The sequence below is a fragment of the Streptomyces sp. CWNU-52B genome (genome assembly GCF_047444975.1).
Classification (GTDB): Bacteria; Actinomycetota; Actinomycetes; order Streptomycetales; family Streptomycetaceae; genus Streptomyces.
This window is the reverse complement of record NZ_JBLFJV010000001.1, coordinates 176,374-192,767: the sequence shown is the minus strand read 5'-3', so window position 1 is coordinate 192,767 and position 16,394 is coordinate 176,374. Positions and strand designations below refer to the sequence as shown.

The 16,394-nt window shown below is 69.8% G+C and carries 16 protein-coding genes; 6 read left to right on the top strand and 10 right to left on the bottom strand.

Translation table 11 applies throughout. From position 1 onward, the window contains the following. Position 1: 1 nt before the first annotated feature. The 3 genes from ACLVWQ_RS00815 to ACLVWQ_RS00805 all read right to left on the bottom strand — a co-directional run bounded on the left by ACLVWQ_RS00815 (position 2) and on the right by ACLVWQ_RS00805 (position 3,606). The gene (locus tag ACLVWQ_RS00815) at positions 2-943 is read right to left on the bottom strand and encodes a carbohydrate ABC transporter permease (RefSeq protein ID WP_414106180.1); all 942 of its coding nucleotides are present in this window, start codon (positions 941-943) and stop codon (positions 2-4) included. A 36-nt stretch (positions 944-979) separates the two neighbouring features. Then, on the bottom strand, positions 980-2,317 hold the full coding sequence (locus ACLVWQ_RS00810) for an ABC transporter substrate-binding protein (RefSeq protein WP_414106084.1): 1,338 nt from the start codon (positions 2,315-2,317) through the stop codon (positions 980-982). Between the two features lie 62 nt (positions 2,318-2,379). Next, positions 2,380-3,606, bottom strand: a complete 1,227-nt coding sequence (locus ACLVWQ_RS00805) for an ROK family transcriptional regulator (RefSeq protein WP_414106083.1) — start codon at positions 3,604-3,606, stop codon at positions 2,380-2,382. 583 nt (positions 3,607-4,189) lie between these two features. Here ACLVWQ_RS00805 and ACLVWQ_RS00800 point away from each other — a divergent pair. Continuing rightward, positions 4,190-7,495, top strand: coding sequence for a family 78 glycoside hydrolase catalytic domain (locus ACLVWQ_RS00800; protein ID WP_414106082.1), 3,306 nt, complete (start codon positions 4,190-4,192; stop codon positions 7,493-7,495). Positions 7,496-7,689: 194 nt separating this feature from the next. Here ACLVWQ_RS00800 and ACLVWQ_RS00795 read toward each other — a convergent pair whose 3' ends face one another. Continuing rightward, positions 7,690-8,082, bottom strand: coding sequence for a hypothetical protein (locus ACLVWQ_RS00795; protein ID WP_414106081.1), 393 nt, complete (start codon positions 8,080-8,082; stop codon positions 7,690-7,692). Between the two features lie 89 nt (positions 8,083-8,171). Here ACLVWQ_RS00795 and ACLVWQ_RS00790 point away from each other — a divergent pair, with 89 nt between their 5' ends. Next, positions 8,172-8,471, top strand: a complete 300-nt coding sequence (locus ACLVWQ_RS00790) for a hypothetical protein (protein WP_414106080.1) — start codon at positions 8,172-8,174, stop codon at positions 8,469-8,471. Between the two features lie 246 nt (positions 8,472-8,717). Continuing rightward, positions 8,718-8,945, top strand: a complete 228-nt coding sequence (locus tag ACLVWQ_RS00785) for a hypothetical protein (RefSeq protein WP_414106079.1) — start codon at positions 8,718-8,720, stop codon at positions 8,943-8,945. Here the strand turns inward: ACLVWQ_RS00785 and ACLVWQ_RS00780 are convergent. The 3 genes from ACLVWQ_RS00780 to ACLVWQ_RS00770 form a co-directional block, all read right to left on the bottom strand. Next, a complete protein-coding gene (locus ACLVWQ_RS00780) occupies positions 8,929-10,035 on the bottom strand; it encodes a glycoside hydrolase family 43 protein (protein WP_414106078.1) in 1,107 nt (368 codons plus the stop codon). The two genes, ACLVWQ_RS00785 and ACLVWQ_RS00780, sit on opposite strands and share 17 nt — an antisense overlap. Positions 10,036-10,152: 117 nt before the next feature. Beyond that, positions 10,153-11,070, bottom strand: coding sequence for a GNAT family N-acetyltransferase (locus tag ACLVWQ_RS00775; RefSeq protein WP_414106077.1), 918 nt, complete (start codon positions 11,068-11,070; stop codon positions 10,153-10,155). Between the two features lie 77 nt (positions 11,071-11,147). Continuing rightward, positions 11,148-12,134: an SDR family NAD(P)-dependent oxidoreductase gene (locus ACLVWQ_RS00770; RefSeq protein WP_414106076.1), complete on the bottom strand. Its 987-nt coding sequence runs from the start codon at positions 12,132-12,134 to the stop codon at positions 11,148-11,150. A 74-nt stretch (positions 12,135-12,208) separates the two neighbouring features. Between ACLVWQ_RS00770 and ACLVWQ_RS00765 the strand changes: the two genes are divergently transcribed. After that, positions 12,209-13,153 carry an AraC family transcriptional regulator gene (locus tag ACLVWQ_RS00765; RefSeq protein ID WP_414106075.1) on the top strand — a complete coding sequence of 315 codons (945 nt, stop codon included), beginning with the start codon at positions 12,209-12,211 and terminating at the stop codon, positions 13,151-13,153. A gap of 46 nt (positions 13,154-13,199) precedes the next feature. Then, complete coding sequence (locus tag ACLVWQ_RS00760) at positions 13,200-13,691, top strand: hypothetical protein (RefSeq protein ID WP_414106074.1); 492 nt, start codon at positions 13,200-13,202, stop codon at positions 13,689-13,691. Positions 13,692-13,722: 31 nt separating this feature from the next. Here the strand turns inward: ACLVWQ_RS00760 and ACLVWQ_RS00755 are convergent, their stop codons facing one another. Further along, positions 13,723-13,896, bottom strand: coding sequence for a DUF397 domain-containing protein (locus ACLVWQ_RS00755; RefSeq protein ID WP_414106073.1), 174 nt, complete (start codon positions 13,894-13,896; stop codon positions 13,723-13,725). An 80-nt stretch (positions 13,897-13,976) separates the two neighbouring features. Here ACLVWQ_RS00755 and ACLVWQ_RS00750 point away from each other — a divergent pair, with 80 nt between their 5' ends. Continuing rightward, entirely contained in the window at positions 13,977-14,504 is a 528-nt protein-coding gene (locus ACLVWQ_RS00750) for an ATP-binding protein (protein WP_414106072.1), read from the top strand. Here the strand turns inward: ACLVWQ_RS00750 and ACLVWQ_RS00745 are convergent. Further along, on the bottom strand, positions 14,419-15,045 hold the full coding sequence (locus ACLVWQ_RS00745; protein ID WP_414106071.1) for a Uma2 family endonuclease: 627 nt from the start codon (positions 15,043-15,045) through the stop codon (positions 14,419-14,421). The genes ACLVWQ_RS00750 and ACLVWQ_RS00745 overlap by 86 nt on opposite strands. A gap of 152 nt (positions 15,046-15,197) precedes the next feature. Beyond that, complete coding sequence (locus ACLVWQ_RS00740; protein WP_414106070.1) at positions 15,198-16,265, bottom strand: mechanosensitive ion channel family protein; 1,068 nt, start codon at positions 16,263-16,265, stop codon at positions 15,198-15,200. Positions 16,266-16,394 lie beyond the last annotated feature (129 nt).

The window sequence follows — 16,394 nt, the reverse complement described above, 5'->3', positions numbered from 1 at the left end:
GTCAGTCACCTGCCTGGATGAGACCGCCCCGGCGCCGCATCAGGAACGCGGTGAACACCATGGACAGGGCGAACAGCACCAGCGCGACCACGCACGCGGCGCCGTAGTCGAACCGCTGGAAGCCGAGGTTGTAGACGAGCTGCGGCAGCGTGAGCGTCGACTTGTCGGGGTAGCCCGGCTCGAACTGCTGCCCCGAGCCGCCGATGACCCCGGAGGCGACCTTCCCCGCGACGAGCGGCTGCGTGTAGTACTGCATCGCCTGGATGACCCCGGTGACCACCGCGAACATCACGATCGGCGAGATGTTCGGCAGCGTCACGAACCGGAACCGCTGCCAGGCGGACGCGCCGTCCAGCTCGGCGGCCTCGTACTGCTCCTTCGGTACGTCGAGCAGCGCGGCCATGAAGATGACCATCAGGTCGCCGACGCCCCACAGGGCGAGCATGGTGAGGGCGGGCTTGGACCAGGCGGCGTCCGTGAACCACCCCGGCGTCGGCAGCCCCAGACCCCCGAGCACCGAGTCGACCGGACCCGTACCGGGGTTGAGCAGGAACACGAAGGCGAGCGTCGCGGCGACGGGCGGCGCGAGGTAGGGCAGGTAGAACAGGGTGCGGAACACCCCCGCCCCGGTCCTGATCTTCGTGATCAACAGGCCGACGCCCAGGCCGAAGACGACCCGGAAGGCCACCATGACCAGCACCAGCCACAGGGTGTTGCGCAGGGCGGGCCAGAACAGCGGGTAGTCGGCGAAGACGTAACTCCAGTTGCCCAGTCCCCTGAACTCGGGGACACCGAAGCCGTCGTACTTCATGAAGGAGAAGTACACGGTCGAGACCAGCGGATACGCGAAGAAGACGCTGAAGCCGATGAGCCAGGGAGACATGAAGGCGGCCGTGCGCAGCGCCTGCTTCCTGCGCTTGGCGCGCAGCGTGGGCGTGGACACCAGGCGCGCAGGGGCGGGGGTCGTGGACATGGGCCGCTACTTCGCCTGCTCGATGTCACGGTCGATCTGTTCGGCGGTCTTCGCCAGACCGGCCTGCAGATCCTTCACCTTGCCGGACTCGTACTGAAAGCCGAAGTCCTGGAGCGTCGTCTGGTACGTCGAGCCGTTGACGGAGGCCGGCGGGGTGTTGGACTTCGGGTGCTGCGCGATGTCCAGGAAGGTCTTGAAGCCGTCCTCGACCACCAGGTCGGGCGACTTGAGCGCGTCGAACGTGGACGGCACGTTGTGGATGGCGTTGGCGAAGGAGACGACGGCCTCGGTGTCGGTCGTCATGTACTTCACCAGTTCCCAGGCGGCGTTCTGCTTCTCGCTCTGCGGGGCGATGCCCATGATCGTGCCGGAGAGGAAACCCTTGCCGTACTCGTCGGCCTCGTCGTCGGCGACGGGCAGGGGAGCCGTGCCGATGTCGAACGTCACGCCCGCGTCCTTCGCCATCCCGAGCCGCCACTCGCCGTCGAGCTGCATGGCGACCTGCCCGGTGTGGAAGGGGTGCTTGGCGCCCCACTCGTCGCCGAACGTGTTGCGGTACTTCTCCAGCTTCCGGAAGCCGCCGAGGTCGTCGACGAGCTTCTTCTGGTACGTGAACATCTCGGCGAAGGCCGGGTCCTGGGCGACGCTGGACTTGCCGTCCTTGTCGAAGTAGGAGTGGTCCCACTGCGACATGTAGTGGTCCACCACGGACTCGTAGCCGTGGTAGTTCGGCATGAAGCCGAGTTGCTCGTACGAGTCGCCCTTGGACTTCGTCAGCTTCTTGGCGTCCTCGGCGAACTCGGACCAGGTCTTCGGAGGCGCCTCGATACCGGCCTTCGCGAAGGCGCCCTTGTCGTAGTAGAGGCCGTAGGCGTCGCCCAGCAGCGGCATCGCGCACCGGGTGCCCTCGAACTGGGTGTACTCCAGCATCGGCTTCGGGATGATCTTTTCGAGGTCGAGCTTCGACTTCTCGATGAACGGCTTCAGGTCGGCGAAGGCGCCGGACGAGCAGAACTTGCCGACGTTGGACGTGGTGAACGACGACACGACGTCGGGGCCCTTCGAACCGCCCGCGCGCAGCGCCTGGTTGAGCTTGTCGTCGTTGATGTTGCCGACGACCTTCACCGTGATGTTGGGGTGCGCCTTCTCGAAGCGGCCGATGTTCTCCTGGATGGCCTTGACCTCGGCGGGGGCGCTCCAGCCGTGCCAGAAGGTGATCGTGGTCTTCGCGTTCGGGTCGTCCGTGGCACCGGAGCCGGACGAGCCGGTACAGCCGCTGGCGAGGAGGGCGACGGAGGCGGAGGCGGCGAGCACGGAAGCCGCTTTTCTGGATATTCCGGGCATGACGGGGTCTCCCTAGGGCGGGATGGGGCTGGGGAAGAGGAAGGAGAGGGGGCCGGGGTGACTCAGTGGGTGGAGGTGTCGAAGACCTCGTCGCGGGTGGCGGCGAGTGCGCTCTCCAACGCGCCGCGCAGGACGGGCTGTTCACGGACGTCGCCGACGACGAGACGCGGCCGGGACGCGGCCAGCTCCTCCAACTCGGCCTGCACCAGCGCGCGCAGGGGTTCGCCGCCCCTGCTGAGCGAGGCGCCGCTGAGGACGACGAGTTCGGGGTCGAGGACGGAGACGAGCGAGGCGAGGCCGGTGGCGAGGCTCGTCGCGTACGTCTGCAGGAGCTGTCGGTGGGCGCCGGTGTTGATGTCGGCGGCCTGTTCCACGAGTGCGGCGGCGACCTCGGAGTAGGGCCCCGTGGGTACGGGCCGGATGCCGAGGTCGCGGGCGAGCCTCGGGATGGCCTGGGAGCCGGCCAGTTCCTGGTAGCCACCGCTGTTGGCCTTGGTGACGTGCCGTACGAGCGGCGCGCCGGGCACGGGGAGGAAGCCGACCTCGCCGGCGCCGCCGGTCCAGCCGCGGTGCAGGCGCCCGCCGAGCACGAGGGCGGCTCCCAGGCCCCCCTCGTTCCACAGCAGGACGAAGTCGTCGTGGCCCCGGGCGGCACCGAGCCGTTGCTCGGCTATGGCGGCGAGGTTGACGTCGTTCTCGTACTCGACGGGCATCGGCAGCGCCGCGGCGAGCTCGTCGAGCAGGGCGGGGGAGTGCCAGCCGGGTAGATGGGAGGCGTAGCGCAGCCGCCCCGTGTTCGGGTCGAAGGCGCCGGGGGTGCCGATGACGAGCCGCCGGATGTCGGCCCGGACCAGCCCTGCCGCCTTCACGGCACCGTCGAGGGCGTCGGTGACCTGCCGTACGACGGTGTGGGCGGGGCGCCGGCCGGGGGTGGGCAGTTCGTACTCCCCCACCGTCCGCCCGGTCACGTCGGCGACGGCGGCGAGGATGCGCTCGGGCGTCACGTCGAGCCCGGCGGCGTGGGCGGCGGCCGGATCGACCGCGTACAACTGGGCGTTGGGCCCGGGGCGCCCCTCGCTCGTCCCGGTGACGACCACGAGCCCCGCCGCCTCCAGCCGCGCGAGCAACTGGGAGGCGGTCGGCTTCGACAGTCCGGTCAGCTTGCCGATCCGGGTCCGGGACAGGGGCCCGTGCTCCAGGAGGAGGTCGAGCGCGGCCCGGTCGTTCATGGCACGCAGCACACGCGGGGTGCCCGGTGTGCCACCCGGTATGCCGGAGGTTCCTGCCATGACGATCGACACCTGCCTTTCGGCTGCTCAGCTTCCCATTCCCGGCGGGCGCGCGGCAAAGTCCATCCGGCAACCGCCATTGTTAGGAAAGTTTCCTATCGGTGAGAGGAAACTAGGCCGGAAGGGAGGAGGGCGTCAACAGGATGTGCCGGCGGCAATGGAGTCGTTACCTGCGGGGGTGGCGGGCCGAGGGTGGGGGCGTCTCCCGGCGACCCCGGTGTGGGCTGGGGGCGAGGGTGGCCGCATCGCGACCTCGCGTCCCGACGGTCGGGGGTCCGTCCCGGCGGCCGGGCTGGTGGGTGATGACCGTTTCCGCCACCAGGGCGATGAGTTGAAACCGTTCAAGCGCGGCTGAGACCTGGACAGACCCGCGAAACTCCTGACGGACTCGATCGCCCTGACCGAAAATCCGCCTGCCGGATGCCTTGTCGTCGCGTGAAGGAGCTTGCCGACGACCCCTTGTTGCCCTCGTGGCGCCTGTGGTTGAGTGACATACGGCGTGATTGAAACGATTCAATCGTGTGTGCGGGGCTGTTCTCGCGCCGCGCGCCGGACCGAGCGCTGTCGTTGGAGGCAAGCGAACGTGAGAAAGCGCAGAAGAGCTGCCGGGCTGATGCTGGCGCTGGTGACGACCCTGTCCGGCCTGGGCGCGACGTCCGGCACGGCGGGTGCGCCCGTTCAGGATGCGCGACAGGGCTCGTCGGTGAACGGTTCGGCGCTCGTGGTGGGCGGGCTGGAGGTCGAGCATCAGGTCAGGCCCCTGGGGGTCGATGTCGCCAGGCCGAGACTGGGCTGGCAGGTGACCCCGCGCCGGACCGGGACCGGTCGCACCGCCGTCGGGCAAGCGACCCAAGGGGCCCAGGCGGCGCAAGCGACCCAGGCGGCCAAAGCGGCCAAAGCGGTCCAAGTGGCCTACGAGGTTGAGGTGTCGACATCGCCCGGTGGCCGGGGCAAGGTGTGGGACAGCGGACGCGTGCGTTCCGCCAAGTCGTTCGACGTGGCGTACGGCGGACGGGCTCTCACCTCGCGTACGCGCTACTACTGGCGCGTACGAGTCTGGGACGGGGCAGGAAAGGCATCGCCGTGGAGCGGTGAGACGCGCTTCGAGACCGCCTTCGTCGATCCCGACGACTTCCGGGGGACGTGGATCGGGGCGCACGACAAGGCGCCGGCACTGCGGCTCGACGACGCGCAGTGGATCTGGTACCCCGAGGGTGACCCGTCCGACTCGGCTCCTGTCGGGACGCGGTACCTCCGTCGGACCTTCGACCTGCCCGCCGCCGCGCGGATCACCACGGCGGAGGCGCAGTTCACCGCCGACGACCGTTTCACGCTGTACGTCAACGGCACCCAGGTGGTGAGCTCCGCGCGCGTGGCGGACTCCTGGAAGTCGGCGGCCGTCGTCGACATCGCCCCGTACCTTCGTCCGGGCGCCAACGTGCTGGCCGTCGAGGCGACGAACGTCAACCCAGGGCCGGCGGGCGCGCTCGGCAGCCTGCACTTCCAGGGCGAGGGAGCACCGGCCGACCTCGTCACCGACAACAGCTGGAAGGCCTCCGACGCCGCGGACGACGGATGGGAGCAGCCGCAGTACGACGACGGACGGTGGCCGAACGCCCTCAAGGCCGCGGCGTACGGCCAGGGTCCCTGGGGCAGTTCGGTGTCGGCCCCGACACCGCCCGAGACGCTGCTGCGCGACGAGTTCACCGCGGGCAGGCGTGTCGAGTCGGCGCGGGCCCACATCGCGGGCCTCGGCTACAACAAGCTCTATCTGAACGGCGAGCGGATCGGCGACCGGGAACTCGAACCGGGGTTCACGGTCTACGACAAGACCGTCCTGTACTCGACGTACGACGTCACCGACGCCCTGCGCACCGGCGGCAACGCCATAGGGGTCAGCCTGGGCCGCGGCTACTACGCCATGGACAATCCGGACGAGTGGAAGGCGTCGTCCTGGTGGGGCGAGCCCAAGCTCAAACTGGAACTCGACATCACCTACACCGACGGGAAGCACCAGCGGGTGGTCAGCGACGACGGGTGGAAGGTGTCCGACGGGCCGACGACCACGCAGTCGCTCTGGTTCGGAGAGAGCTACGACGCCCGCGTGGAGCAGCCGGGGTGGAACCGTACGGGCTTCGACGACAGCGCCTGGCGATCCGCGCTGAAGGTCGACGGCCCCAAGGGCACACTCCGTTCGGAGGACTTCCCGCCCATCCGGGTCACCGACCGGCTGAAGGCCGAGCACACCACCGCTCCGGCCGACGGCACCCACGTCTACGACTACGGCAGCCCCACCGCGGGCTGGGCGCGCGTGGGGGTCGAGGGGCCCGCCGGAGCGACGGTCACCGTCACCTACGGCGAGAAGCTGCGGGCCGACGGCACCGTCGACAACATCGGCGGTTTCGGGATGAGCCTGCAGACCTACTCGTACACCCTCAAGGGTGATGGGGTGGAGCACTACCAGCCGAGTTACAGCTATGCCGGATTCCGCTACGCCCAGGTCGTCGTCCCCGCCGGAGTCACCCTCCGCTCGGTCGACGGGATGAGGGTGCACACCGCGGTGACGTCCACGGGCGGGTTCAGCAGCTCGGACGACCTGCTGAACCGGTACCAGGACGCGCAGGCCGACACGATTCTCAACAACCTGCACTCGATCCCGACCGACACGCCCATGTACGAGAAGCGGCCCTACACGGCCGACGGCTTCCTGTACGCGGACTCCGCGATCGCGAACTTCGACATGCGGAACTTCCTCGCGAACTGGATGCGTTCGCACCGCGACGACCAGAACGCCGACGGATCCATCGGCCCCACCGTTCCCACCACCGAGTCCGGCAAGAAGGTCAAGGACCCCATCTGGTCGGCCAGTTTCGTCCTCGGCAACTGGGATCTCTTCTGGTACTACGGCGACACCAGGACGGTGGCCGACAACTACGACGGCATGAAGGCCTGGCTCACGTACTACGAGCACGACATCGCGGCCACCGGCGGCATCTACACCGGCTTCAGTTACGGTGACTGGCTCTCCCCGGAGGGCGCCAACGCGCCCGAGGGCACCCGGCTGTCCGGAACGTCCTACATCTACCTCACCGCGACGCGGCTCGCGACGATGGCGCGGGCGCTGGGCCACACCGCCGACGCGCGGCACTTCGACTCCTTCGCCGCGCAGGTCAAGGACACCTTCAACGCCACGTTCTACGACCCGCAGAAGCAGGCCTACTACGACAACGTGGAGGCGGGCTACCGCCAGACGTCGAACCTGCTCCCCCTGAGCTTCGGCCTGGTGCCCGAGGAGCACCGCCAGGCCGTCGTCGACAACCTCGTCGAGGACATCCACACCCGTGACGACCACCTGGACACCGGGGCGCTCGGCACCAAGGTGCTCCTGCCGGTCCTCACCGAGGCCGGGCACGCCGACCTGGCCTACACCGTGGCCACCAACCCGACCTACCCCGGCTGGGGGTACTGGTTCGAGGGCCTGGGCGCCACGACCATGTGGGAGGAGTGGAACGCGAACTCCCGCTCGCACGACCACGCTTTCATGGGCACGGTGGACGACTGGCTCTACCAGGGCGTGGCCGGGATCGAACCCGCCGCACCCGGCTACACGAAGGTGCGGATCCGGCCCAGTGCCGTCGGCGACCTCACCCATGCCTCCGCCCACGTCGAGTCACCGCTCGGCCGGATCACCTCGTCATGGACCCGGAAGAAGGGGGAATTCACCCTGCGGGCCGATGTCCCCGTGGGTTCGACCGCCGAAGTCCTCGTACCGGTGAGCGCCCGGCAGAAGGTACACGCCCCCGCGACGGCGAAGGGCGGCGCACGCAAGGACGGATACGCGAGCTTCACGGTAGGCGCGGGCAGCAACCTGTTCCGCGTGACCGGCTGATCGGCCACGCTCTCCCGAGGACGAACGAGGAGGCCGCCGCACCGGAATCTGACCGGTGGGGCGGCCTCCTCGTTGATCCTGTACCCGGTGTCGGCGGTGGAGCCTGAGCCGTCGACGACCGACGGTGGCAGCCACGGCAGATGTGCCGCGGCTCCCACCACCGGCCTCGTGAGAATCGGTCCCGTCGCATGGGGTCAGCGCACCGCACTGCCGAACTGCGTGCCGGCGGCCGGGAGCCCGCCTTGGCCCGGCTGGTACGTGGTGACCGTCTCCGTCGCCGCGGCGGTGATGTTCGCCCACGGCATCGTGTGCACGGCGCCGTACGGGCTCGGGCCGTACGGCATGCCGACGTACAGGTGCCCAGCCGCCGCGAAGATACTCGTGCCCAGCCGCGGGTTCGCGCCCGAGGCGCCTGGCAGGCCGACCATTCCGGGCTCGACCGGTACGTCGCTGTCGCCGGGGTCGCCGAGCAGGGAGAAGGCGGTGACGGAACCGGCGTTCGCGGTCGTACCGATGTCCTCGTCGGGAACTCCGACGGCGAGCCGGGAGTTCTGGGCGGTGGCGACGGCGCCCGGCACGGTGCTCACGGCGGAGACTTGTCGGCCGATCCGACTCGACGACCGCCACGGACTCGATCCTCACCATCGGCTCCCCGGGCGAGGCCATCGGCACTGCTGTGGTGCGGTACGAGGTCAGGGAGAGCGAGGCGCCGAACTGGTCGCCCGCTTCCGCCGAGCCGGTGATGGTGACCGCGGAGTCGTTCTACACGCTGGCCAGGGAGGTGGAGGCCGAAGAACTGCTCGGCCGCACCAACGCGGGCATCGAACGAGCCCAGGATCAGGAAGAGGCCGACGCGGCCCGGACCGCTGCTCTCGGGGCGGGCGCGCTCGCGCCGGGCATGACTCTGCTGAGCAGCGACGAATCCACGGTCCGTGAGCGACTGATCGCTGAACTTGGAGAATTCGGCGAACGGTGAGTTGAGGCACGTGTCGTCGTGACCTGGTTTCTGGCCGCGACGACACATGTGGCGGACGTTCGACTGAGGGCTTCCGCGGTGGTGAACGCGCCGCCCATCGGTGGGGGAGAGGTGGAGCATCGGACGGTGGGTGTGCGTGGTGGGGGTCCACGACGCCCGGACCGGACGGGCCAGGGACACCATCGCTGAGTTCAAGGCTCAGTGGACCAGGCACCACATCATCGACTTCGGGTTCCAGGGGGACGAGTGAACGACAAGCAGCTCATCGAGAAGATGCGCGAACATCCCGAGAGCTTCGGCCTGAACGGCACCTACCACTCGACGGCCATGTTCCTCACGGGAGTCGACACCGGCAGGTCGGGCGGACTGATGCGGGGCTTCACGGAGTGGCTGGTGGTCCGCAGGGGCAGACGAACAAGAGCCGCCCCACCGGCGATTCACTGGTGGGGCGGCCTTTTCACTCGAAGAACTTGAGGCTGAAGCCGGTATTGGTGGGTTCGCCGGGGACGTTGGCCCTGCGGTATGTCGTGCTGCCCCACCAGACGGCCGTGCCCGTGTAGTAGTAGCGGTTGGACCACGAGTACGGGGTGCCCTTGGCGACCGCGTGGTACATCGTCGGGAAGCGGTTGCCTGACGGCGGGCCGGCGGTGGCGTCGCCGTTCGGCAGGACGAACGTGTGGTGGCCGGGGCCGTCGACGTTCAGCGTGGGGTCCCAGCCCGACATCATCGTCTCGGCGTGCGAGCCGAAGAGGCAGCCGTTGCTCTTGTACCAGTCCCACACGTACGTGGGATCGCCGCCGGCCCGCAGCCGCAGGTCGGCGATGCAGTACTGGCTGCTCCAGCTGCCGTTCGCGGAGTACGCGATGTGCAACTGCCCGTTGGGGTCGACGATCGGCTGGGGTGCCTCGTTGATGTACGGGTTGCCGACCACCCGTTCCCACGACTCGCGGGGCTGCGAGATGACGTACCGGGCGCCGGTGGTCGTGGTGGGGCCGCTCATCCGGGCGATGTACAGGTTCTGCTCGACGTTGGTGTCACCGGACCAGCCGGACCATACGAACCAGCGCTGGCCGCCGAAGGTGAAGGGCGCCCCGTCGATGGCCCACTTGTCGTTGGGCAGGGCGACCTTGGTGGCGGCGGAGTAGCCGGAGGCCGGGCTGGTCGAGCTGATGTGGTACATGCGGTGGGCCGCGCTCGTACCGGCGGCGAAGTAGATGCGGTAGGCGCCGTCGTGGTACACGATCTCCGGCGCCCAGACCTCACCGAGGCCGCCGGTGTCCCGCCACACCTGCTGCTTGGTCGCGCCGGCGATCCCCTCCAGGGTGGACGCCGTCCGCACCGCGATACCGCCGTCCACGGACTTGGCGGAGACGTATTGGCCGCCGACCTTGATGACGCTCGGGTCGGCGCCGCCGAGGGTGGTGCGGCCGAGAACGGAGACCTCGCCGTCCGCCGCCGCGGCGACGGCTTCGGCGGGTCCGGCGGTGGTGAGGGCCTGTCCGAGGGCGAGCGCGGCGACGAGCCCGAGCGGAATCAGGCCGGCGAACCAGCGGGTGGGGGACATCGGTTCCTCCCGGTCGTGTTCACGTCAGAGAGCGCTTTCAGATCATCGCCGTGCGGTGAGCGGCCGTCAATACTCGGCCACCATCAGGCCGTCACACGACCGTCGAGCGGTGGGGGCTCAGGAGAACCTGTAACCGGTGAAGTCGGCGATGCGGACGTAACCGAGTCGCTGGTAGAGGGCGTTGCTGGTCGGGTTGGCCGGGTCCGTGAACAGGACGACGTCCGTCGCGCCCGCGGCCGGCGCGGCCCGGCTCACCTCGGCCGTCACGGCCCCCGCGTAGCCATGGCCCCGGAAGCGGGCCGGGGTGTAGACGGGGTCAACCCGGACCATGCCGCCGACCATCGCGGTCGTGGCCGCCATGGAGACGGGCGTGCCGTCCGGGGTCTCCCAGAAGGTGAAGTGTCTGTCGCCGAACCGCGAATCGCCCCAGGAACCGGCGTCGATCAGGTCGAGGGAGACCTGCTCCCCGACATCGACGCAGAACTCACGGCACCAGCGCACGACTTGGGCCTGATCCCCGGTGCCCGCGATACGTCCCCGCCCCTCGGCGCGCGGCCGCGGTGCCGTGAGCGTGCCGAGACGGTAGAGATGCGTCCGCCAGAAGGGCGCCGGCACCGCGCCCGCGTGCCGCCGCCATGCCTCGGCGAACGCGGTCGCGGTGTCGTGGTCCGCGATGACGCCGGACGGGGAATGCCCCAGGCCGGCCAGGCGGGCGGCGAGCGTGTCGGCCTGCTCGGCGGAGAGGGGAGTGAGGCCCAGGAAGCCTCGTGGTGTGCGGTAGAAGACGGCGCCGACCTCGCCGACCTCGCCTTCCGCCACGAGGTAGCCGAAGAGGGTGGGCGTGGGTACGGGTGTGGCTGTGCCGGTGCCGGTGGCTTCGGCGCCGGGTGCGCCCGGCCCGCGTGTCCGCAACTTCTCGATGTCCGTCAGCGGCGTGTTGTGCAGGGCCGGGCGCGAGCGCAGGAAGTCCCCGGCTCGGGCGAGGAAGTCGTCGACGTCGTGGGTGAGTTGCCAGTCGTCCGGGTCCGGGAGCATGTTTCATCGTCCCAGTTCGGTGCCGTCGGCCAGGCCGTGTGTCGAAGGTGGATCCTGAGCGTGGGACGACCTCGTCCTCAGGAGAGCAGCTGCTCGCTCAGCTCCCACAGCCGCCGCGCGTCGGCAGGGTCGAGCATCGCCGAGTTGGCTTCCGACGGGATGCTGTCCGCGGTCAACGGGCGCTGTTCGTCGTCGAGTACGGCAACGTCGCTGTCCTTGAGGTAGACCCCGCCGAGGCCGTCCAGCAGCGGGCCGGCAGCGCCGAAGACAAGGGTCGCGGCGCCCTGTTCGACCGTCTTCTTGCCGGCCTCGGGGTCGATGACGGTGACGCCGTCGTCGTCGACCAGGCCCTGTGCGCGGTACGACGCGACCTGCTCCGGGGTGAACGGGCCCGCTCCGATGATCACGCCGGGGTGGGCGGCGAAGGCCCGGACGCCCTGATCGGCGTACCTGCGGTCCAGCTCGACGGTGAACAGGACATTGGCCCGCTTGGACTGGCCGTACGCCGCGGCCGGGTGGTACTCGGTCGTGAAGTCCAGGTCGTCCCACCGGATCTCACCGAAGCGTGCCGCGCCCGAGGTCACCGTCACCACGCGCGCCCCTTCCGCGGCCCGCAGCGCCGGGAGGAGCGCCCTGGTGAGGTGGAAGTGGCCGAGGTGCGAGGTCGAGAACTGCAGCTCGTGCCCCCGCGCGTCGCGCACGAGCTCGGGCGAGAACAGCACGGCGGCGTTGTTGACCAGGACGTGCAGGGGCCGGCCGGAGGCGAGCCACCGCCGCGCGAAGGACTCGACCGAACCCGGGTCGGTGAGGTCGAGACGCTCGACACGTACTCCCGGGAGCCCGTCCACCACCGAGGCCGCCCGCTCCGGGTCACGTGCCGCGACGGTCACGCCGGCGCCGGCGGCGGAGAGCGCGCGGGTGACTTCGCGGCCGAGCCGGCCGTGGCCGCCGGTGACGATCACTTCCCGTCCGGTCAGGTCGAGGCCGTCGAGGACGTCGGCCGCGGTGGAGGAGGCGGTGAACGGGGTGTTCAGAGGGGTCTGCGGGGTCTGCTGTGCTGTCATGCCTTCAAGTCTCGGCCGTTCGCACCGGACGCTGAATGGTTGTGCGTCCGCATTTCATGCGCGAGAGTACGAGGATGTCTGATCTGGCCGTCACCGATGTGCTGTCCGACGTCTTCGACCTGGTGGAAGTGCAGGGGATGCTGACGGGCGGGTTCGCGGTGCGCGGCCCGTGGGTGGCCAGGGGTGAGGTCTCCCAGCCGCTCAAGCTGGTCGCACTGGTCGCGGGGTCGGCCCGGGTCGGCGTGGACGGGCCGGGTGGCCCGGACGGTCCTGTCGAGCTGGCCCCCGGCGATGTCGTGCTGCTCAACCACCGCACCCGGCTGGACGTACGCGGCGGCCGTGGCGACGGGGCGCCGGTGGAGCTCAGGCCCGAGGCCGACTTCGACGCCATGGCGCTCGCCGCGGCCGACCTGGCCACCGACGACGTGCTCGTCGGCGGGTGGATCCGGGTGAGCCCGGCGGGCCTCTCGCTGCTGAGCGCGGCACTGCCCGGCCTGGTCCACGTGCGGGCGGCGACCTCGGCCGCCTCCCGCCTCGGAGGCATCGTCGAGCGGCTCTTCGACGAGGCCACGAGCGGACGGCTGGGGTCAGGCTTCGCCATCCGGCAGAACGGGCAGCTGCTCCTGCTCGAAGTGCTGCGTGCGTACCTGGAACAGGAGGAGACGCCGGTCGGGTGGCTCCGGCTGCTCGCCGACGAACCTCTCCGCCCGGCGCTGCGGCTGATCCACGAGCAGCCCGGACAGCCCTGGCGGCTCCTCGAACTGGCCCGTGCGGCGGGCATGTCACGCACCAGCTTCGCCGAGCGGTTCCGGGCGGCCGCCGGGACGCCGCCGCTGGCCTATCTGTCGCGCTGGCGGATGCTGCTCGCCCAGCGCGCGCTGCGTGACCCCGACGTCCGGGTCGGTTCCCTCGCGGCCGAGCTCGGCTACGGGTCGGAGAGCGCGTTCAGCACCGCGTTCAAACGCGAGATCGGGGAATCGCCGCTGCACTACCGCCGGCGGCTCCGCGCAACGGCGTAGGTCACCGAGCGGGAACCCGTGGGCTCCGGGCCGCGTCCTTCCGGGTGTGACCGAATCCTCTGCCCTCTCCAGCACAGACAGCCCGGACAGCCCGGACAATCCTGACAGCCTCTCGGGCTCCGACGGTGACGAGGAGTCCGTGCGGCCCGGTCCTCTGTGGCGCCATGCCCTGTGGGTGGTGGGCGTCACCGTGGTCGGGGTGGGCTGGGCCTGGGCCGCGGCCTCGTACCGCGTCGGCCCCGACGAGTACGGGCTGCCGCTCGCCACGGCGGGAGACGTGCAGCGGTATCTGGTGGTCTGGACCCTGACCGGCCTGGTGGTGGCGGGCGCGCTGCGGGCAGTCGCCGCGAGGGTTCCCGTCATCGGCCTGGACGTGGTCGTCCTCCTCCTCACCTTCATGGGCACCCGACAGGCACTGGGCTGGCGGCCGGAGGCACTGGCGCAGGGCGCGATGGTTGCGGCGGCGCTGACGGCGGCGGTCGTGTGGGGCGGGATCGCGCTGCGCCGCGGCTCTCGTGGTCACCGTGAGGTTGGGTGAGCCGGGTGCGTCCGGACGTTCCAGGTCGGCTTCAGGTCAGGGACGCGGTGAACTCTGCCCAGGTGGTGGAGGCGAGGCGGAGTATCGGGCCGTCAGGCTTCTTGGAGTCCCGTATCGCGACGGTGTCCGGGACGTTGCGGGCGACTTCGACGCACTCACCTCCGGTGTTGCTGTAGCTGGACTTCGCGAAGTCGAACTCGTTCATGGGTCAGATCTCCTGGCGGATGGTGTCGATCAGCAGGACCGAGTCGCGCTGGGCGAGGCTCAGTCGGAGCCGCGTATCCCATGGTCGAACAACCCCCCACCGCACCCGAACCCCTCCTCCACGAGGACTCCCTCGACTACACCCTCCTCGCTCGCAGCGTCACCCTCGCCCGGCGCAGAGCCGCGCGGCTCGTCTCCGAGTGGGGGCAGCCCGACCTCGCCGGGGACGTCGCCGTCGTCGTCTCGGAGTTGATGACCAACGGCCTGCTCCACGGCAGCCTCCAGGACCGGCTCGTCCGCGTACGGATCTCGGTCACCGCCGCCGTACTCCGCGTCGAGGTCGTCGACCCTCGCGGGGAGCGGTTGCCGTGGCCCCGGCCGGCTGAGGACACGGACCAGTTCGGGCGTGGGCTGCTGCTGGTCGCGGCCCTGTCCGACCGCTGGGGTGTCGAGCCGCGGAACACCGGCAAGACCGTGTACGCGGAGTGGGAACTCGCCGCCGCCGCGGTGGACGCCGGTTCGGCTACGCCGTCGGCTCCAGGAAAGGAGCCGTCTCCAGCGTCGGGTACGGGGAGGGGAGCCGGAGCGGGTGGCCCAGGTCGGCCTTGACCTCCGTGGCGTAGTACGCCTCGGTGGGATCATCGCCCGGGGTGATCGGGTCCGAGTAGCAGTGGGCCGTCTGGAGGCGGCGGTTGATCAGGACGTAGACGGGGACGCCGGCGGCGGCGTAGGCGCGCAGCTTGGGGCCGGTGTCCGTCTCGTGGTTGGTCGAGGTCACCTCGCCGACCAGGGTGATCATGTCGATGGGGTACCACCCCTTGTGGGCCCTGCGGTACGACTCGTCGAGGTCTGTCGCGTGGCGGCGGCGCACATAGAAGTCCGGGATGAGCAGGGCCATGGTCCTGCCGTCCTTGTGGGCGGCTCGGTAGCCGTTGCCCATGCCCACCAGGCGGAATCCAGCGACGCGGAACTGGAAGAACAGTTCCCCTGCGCCGTCATTGTGGTTGTCGTTCGGTGCCGGCGGCACGATGACGGTCCCCTCGACGTACTCGGGTCGAATCGGCGTCTCGGACGCCTCCTCGAACGCGATCAGCAGATCAACGGGGTCCTGCTGCGTCATGACCGGCTCCATGATGAGTTCGGCACTCACTGATGCTTCTCCCTCGCCACGCTTTTGCCAGGCTACGCCCGTTCCGGGTGCCCCGACAGAAAACCATGAGGCACTCGGAACCCGTACGGCCCGGTAACGGCGTGGGCGTTCACCCGAATGAGCGGGCCGAACCGTTACGGCGGGCGCCGGCCCTACTTCGTCGGGACCGAAGGTGTTATCGGGGACGCCGACTGTGACTGCGGGGAGCCCGTGTTCGCGTAGGCCGACGGGGCCGCCATGCCTGCCGTCGGGTCCGGGGTCGATTCCTCCGTGGGCTGGGGCGGGACGCCGTTCACGATGCTGATGTCCGCCCGGTCGAAGGCGTGCTTGATGCGCCAGCGCAGTTCGCGTTCCACCGAGAGGGCCTTGCCCGGCATCGCCTTGGCGGAGACGCGTACGACCATCGAGTCGAGGACGACACTGTCGAGGCCCAGGACCTCTATCGGGCCCCACAGGCGTTCGTTCCACGGCTCGGCCTTGCTCATCGCCTCGCCGACCTCCGCGAGGACCGCACGCACGCGGTCGAGGTTCTCGTCGGAACGGACCGTGACGTCGACACCGGCCGTGGCCCAGCCCTGGGAGAGGTTGCCGATGCGCTTGACCTCGCCGTTGCGGACGTACCAGATCTCGCCGTTGTCGCCCCGCAGCTTGGTGACCCGCAGGCCCACCTCGATGACCTCGCCGGAGGCGACCCCCGCGTCGATCGAGTCGCCGACGCCGTACTGGTCCTCCAGGATCATGAAGACCCCGGAGAGGAAGTCCGTCACGAGGTTCCGGGCGCCGAAACCGATCGCCACGCCCGCCACACCGGCCGAGGCCAGCAGCGGGGCCAGGTTGATCTGGAACGTGCCGAGGATCATCAGCGCGGCCGTGCCCATGATCATGAAGGACGCGACCGAACGGAGGACCGAACCGATGGCCTGGGAACGCTGGCGGCGGCGCTCGACGTTGACCAGCAGACCGCCGAGCGCCGTGCCGTCGACCGACTGGGCCGTCCGGTTCATCCGGTCGATGAACCGCGTGATGGTCCGCCGGACGGCCACTCTCAGGACCACGGCGATGACCACGATGAGCAGCACCCGCAGTCCGATGCTGAGCCAGGTGGACCAGTTCTGCTCGATCCAGCTGGCGGCGTTGGTGGCGCTTTCCTGGGCGTCCTGGAGCGTCGGCGACGTCGGTTCCTCGGTGGGATCGGCGGCCGACAGGACGGACAAGAACACGGCAGGTACCTCCAGGCGTAGCGGCCCGCCCGTGGCCGGACATCGGGCGGAGCGCCGACGGGCGGAACCACCACACTAACGGGGCATCGTGTGTGGATCGTTGCAATGTTCGAGGGAGAGACTGTGCTC

Coding starts and splice junctions, on each gene's coding strand:
- ACLVWQ_RS00770 (WP_414106076.1), bottom strand. CDS start 12,134: ATGACAGCACAGCAGACCCCGCAGACCCCTCTGAACACCCCGTTCACC.
- ACLVWQ_RS00765 (WP_414106075.1), top strand. CDS start 12,209: ATGTCTGATCTGGCCGTCACCGATGTGCTGTCCGACGTCTTCGACCTG.
- ACLVWQ_RS00780 (WP_414106078.1), bottom strand. CDS start 10,035: ATGTCCCCCACCCGCTGGTTCGCCGGCCTGATTCCGCTCGGGCTCGTC.
- ACLVWQ_RS00755 (WP_414106073.1), bottom strand. CDS start 13,896: ATGAACGAGTTCGACTTCGCGAAGTCCAGCTACAGCAACACCGGAGGT.
- ACLVWQ_RS00750 (WP_414106072.1), top strand. CDS start 13,977: ATGGTCGAACAACCCCCCACCGCACCCGAACCCCTCCTCCACGAGGAC.
- ACLVWQ_RS00775 (WP_414106077.1), bottom strand. CDS start 11,070: ATGCTCCCGGACCCGGACGACTGGCAACTCACCCACGACGTCGACGAC.
- ACLVWQ_RS00805 (WP_414106083.1), bottom strand. CDS start 3,606: ATGGCAGGAACCTCCGGCATACCGGGTGGCACACCGGGCACCCCGCGT.
- ACLVWQ_RS00810 (WP_414106084.1), bottom strand. CDS start 2,317: ATGCCCGGAATATCCAGAAAAGCGGCTTCCGTGCTCGCCGCCTCCGCC.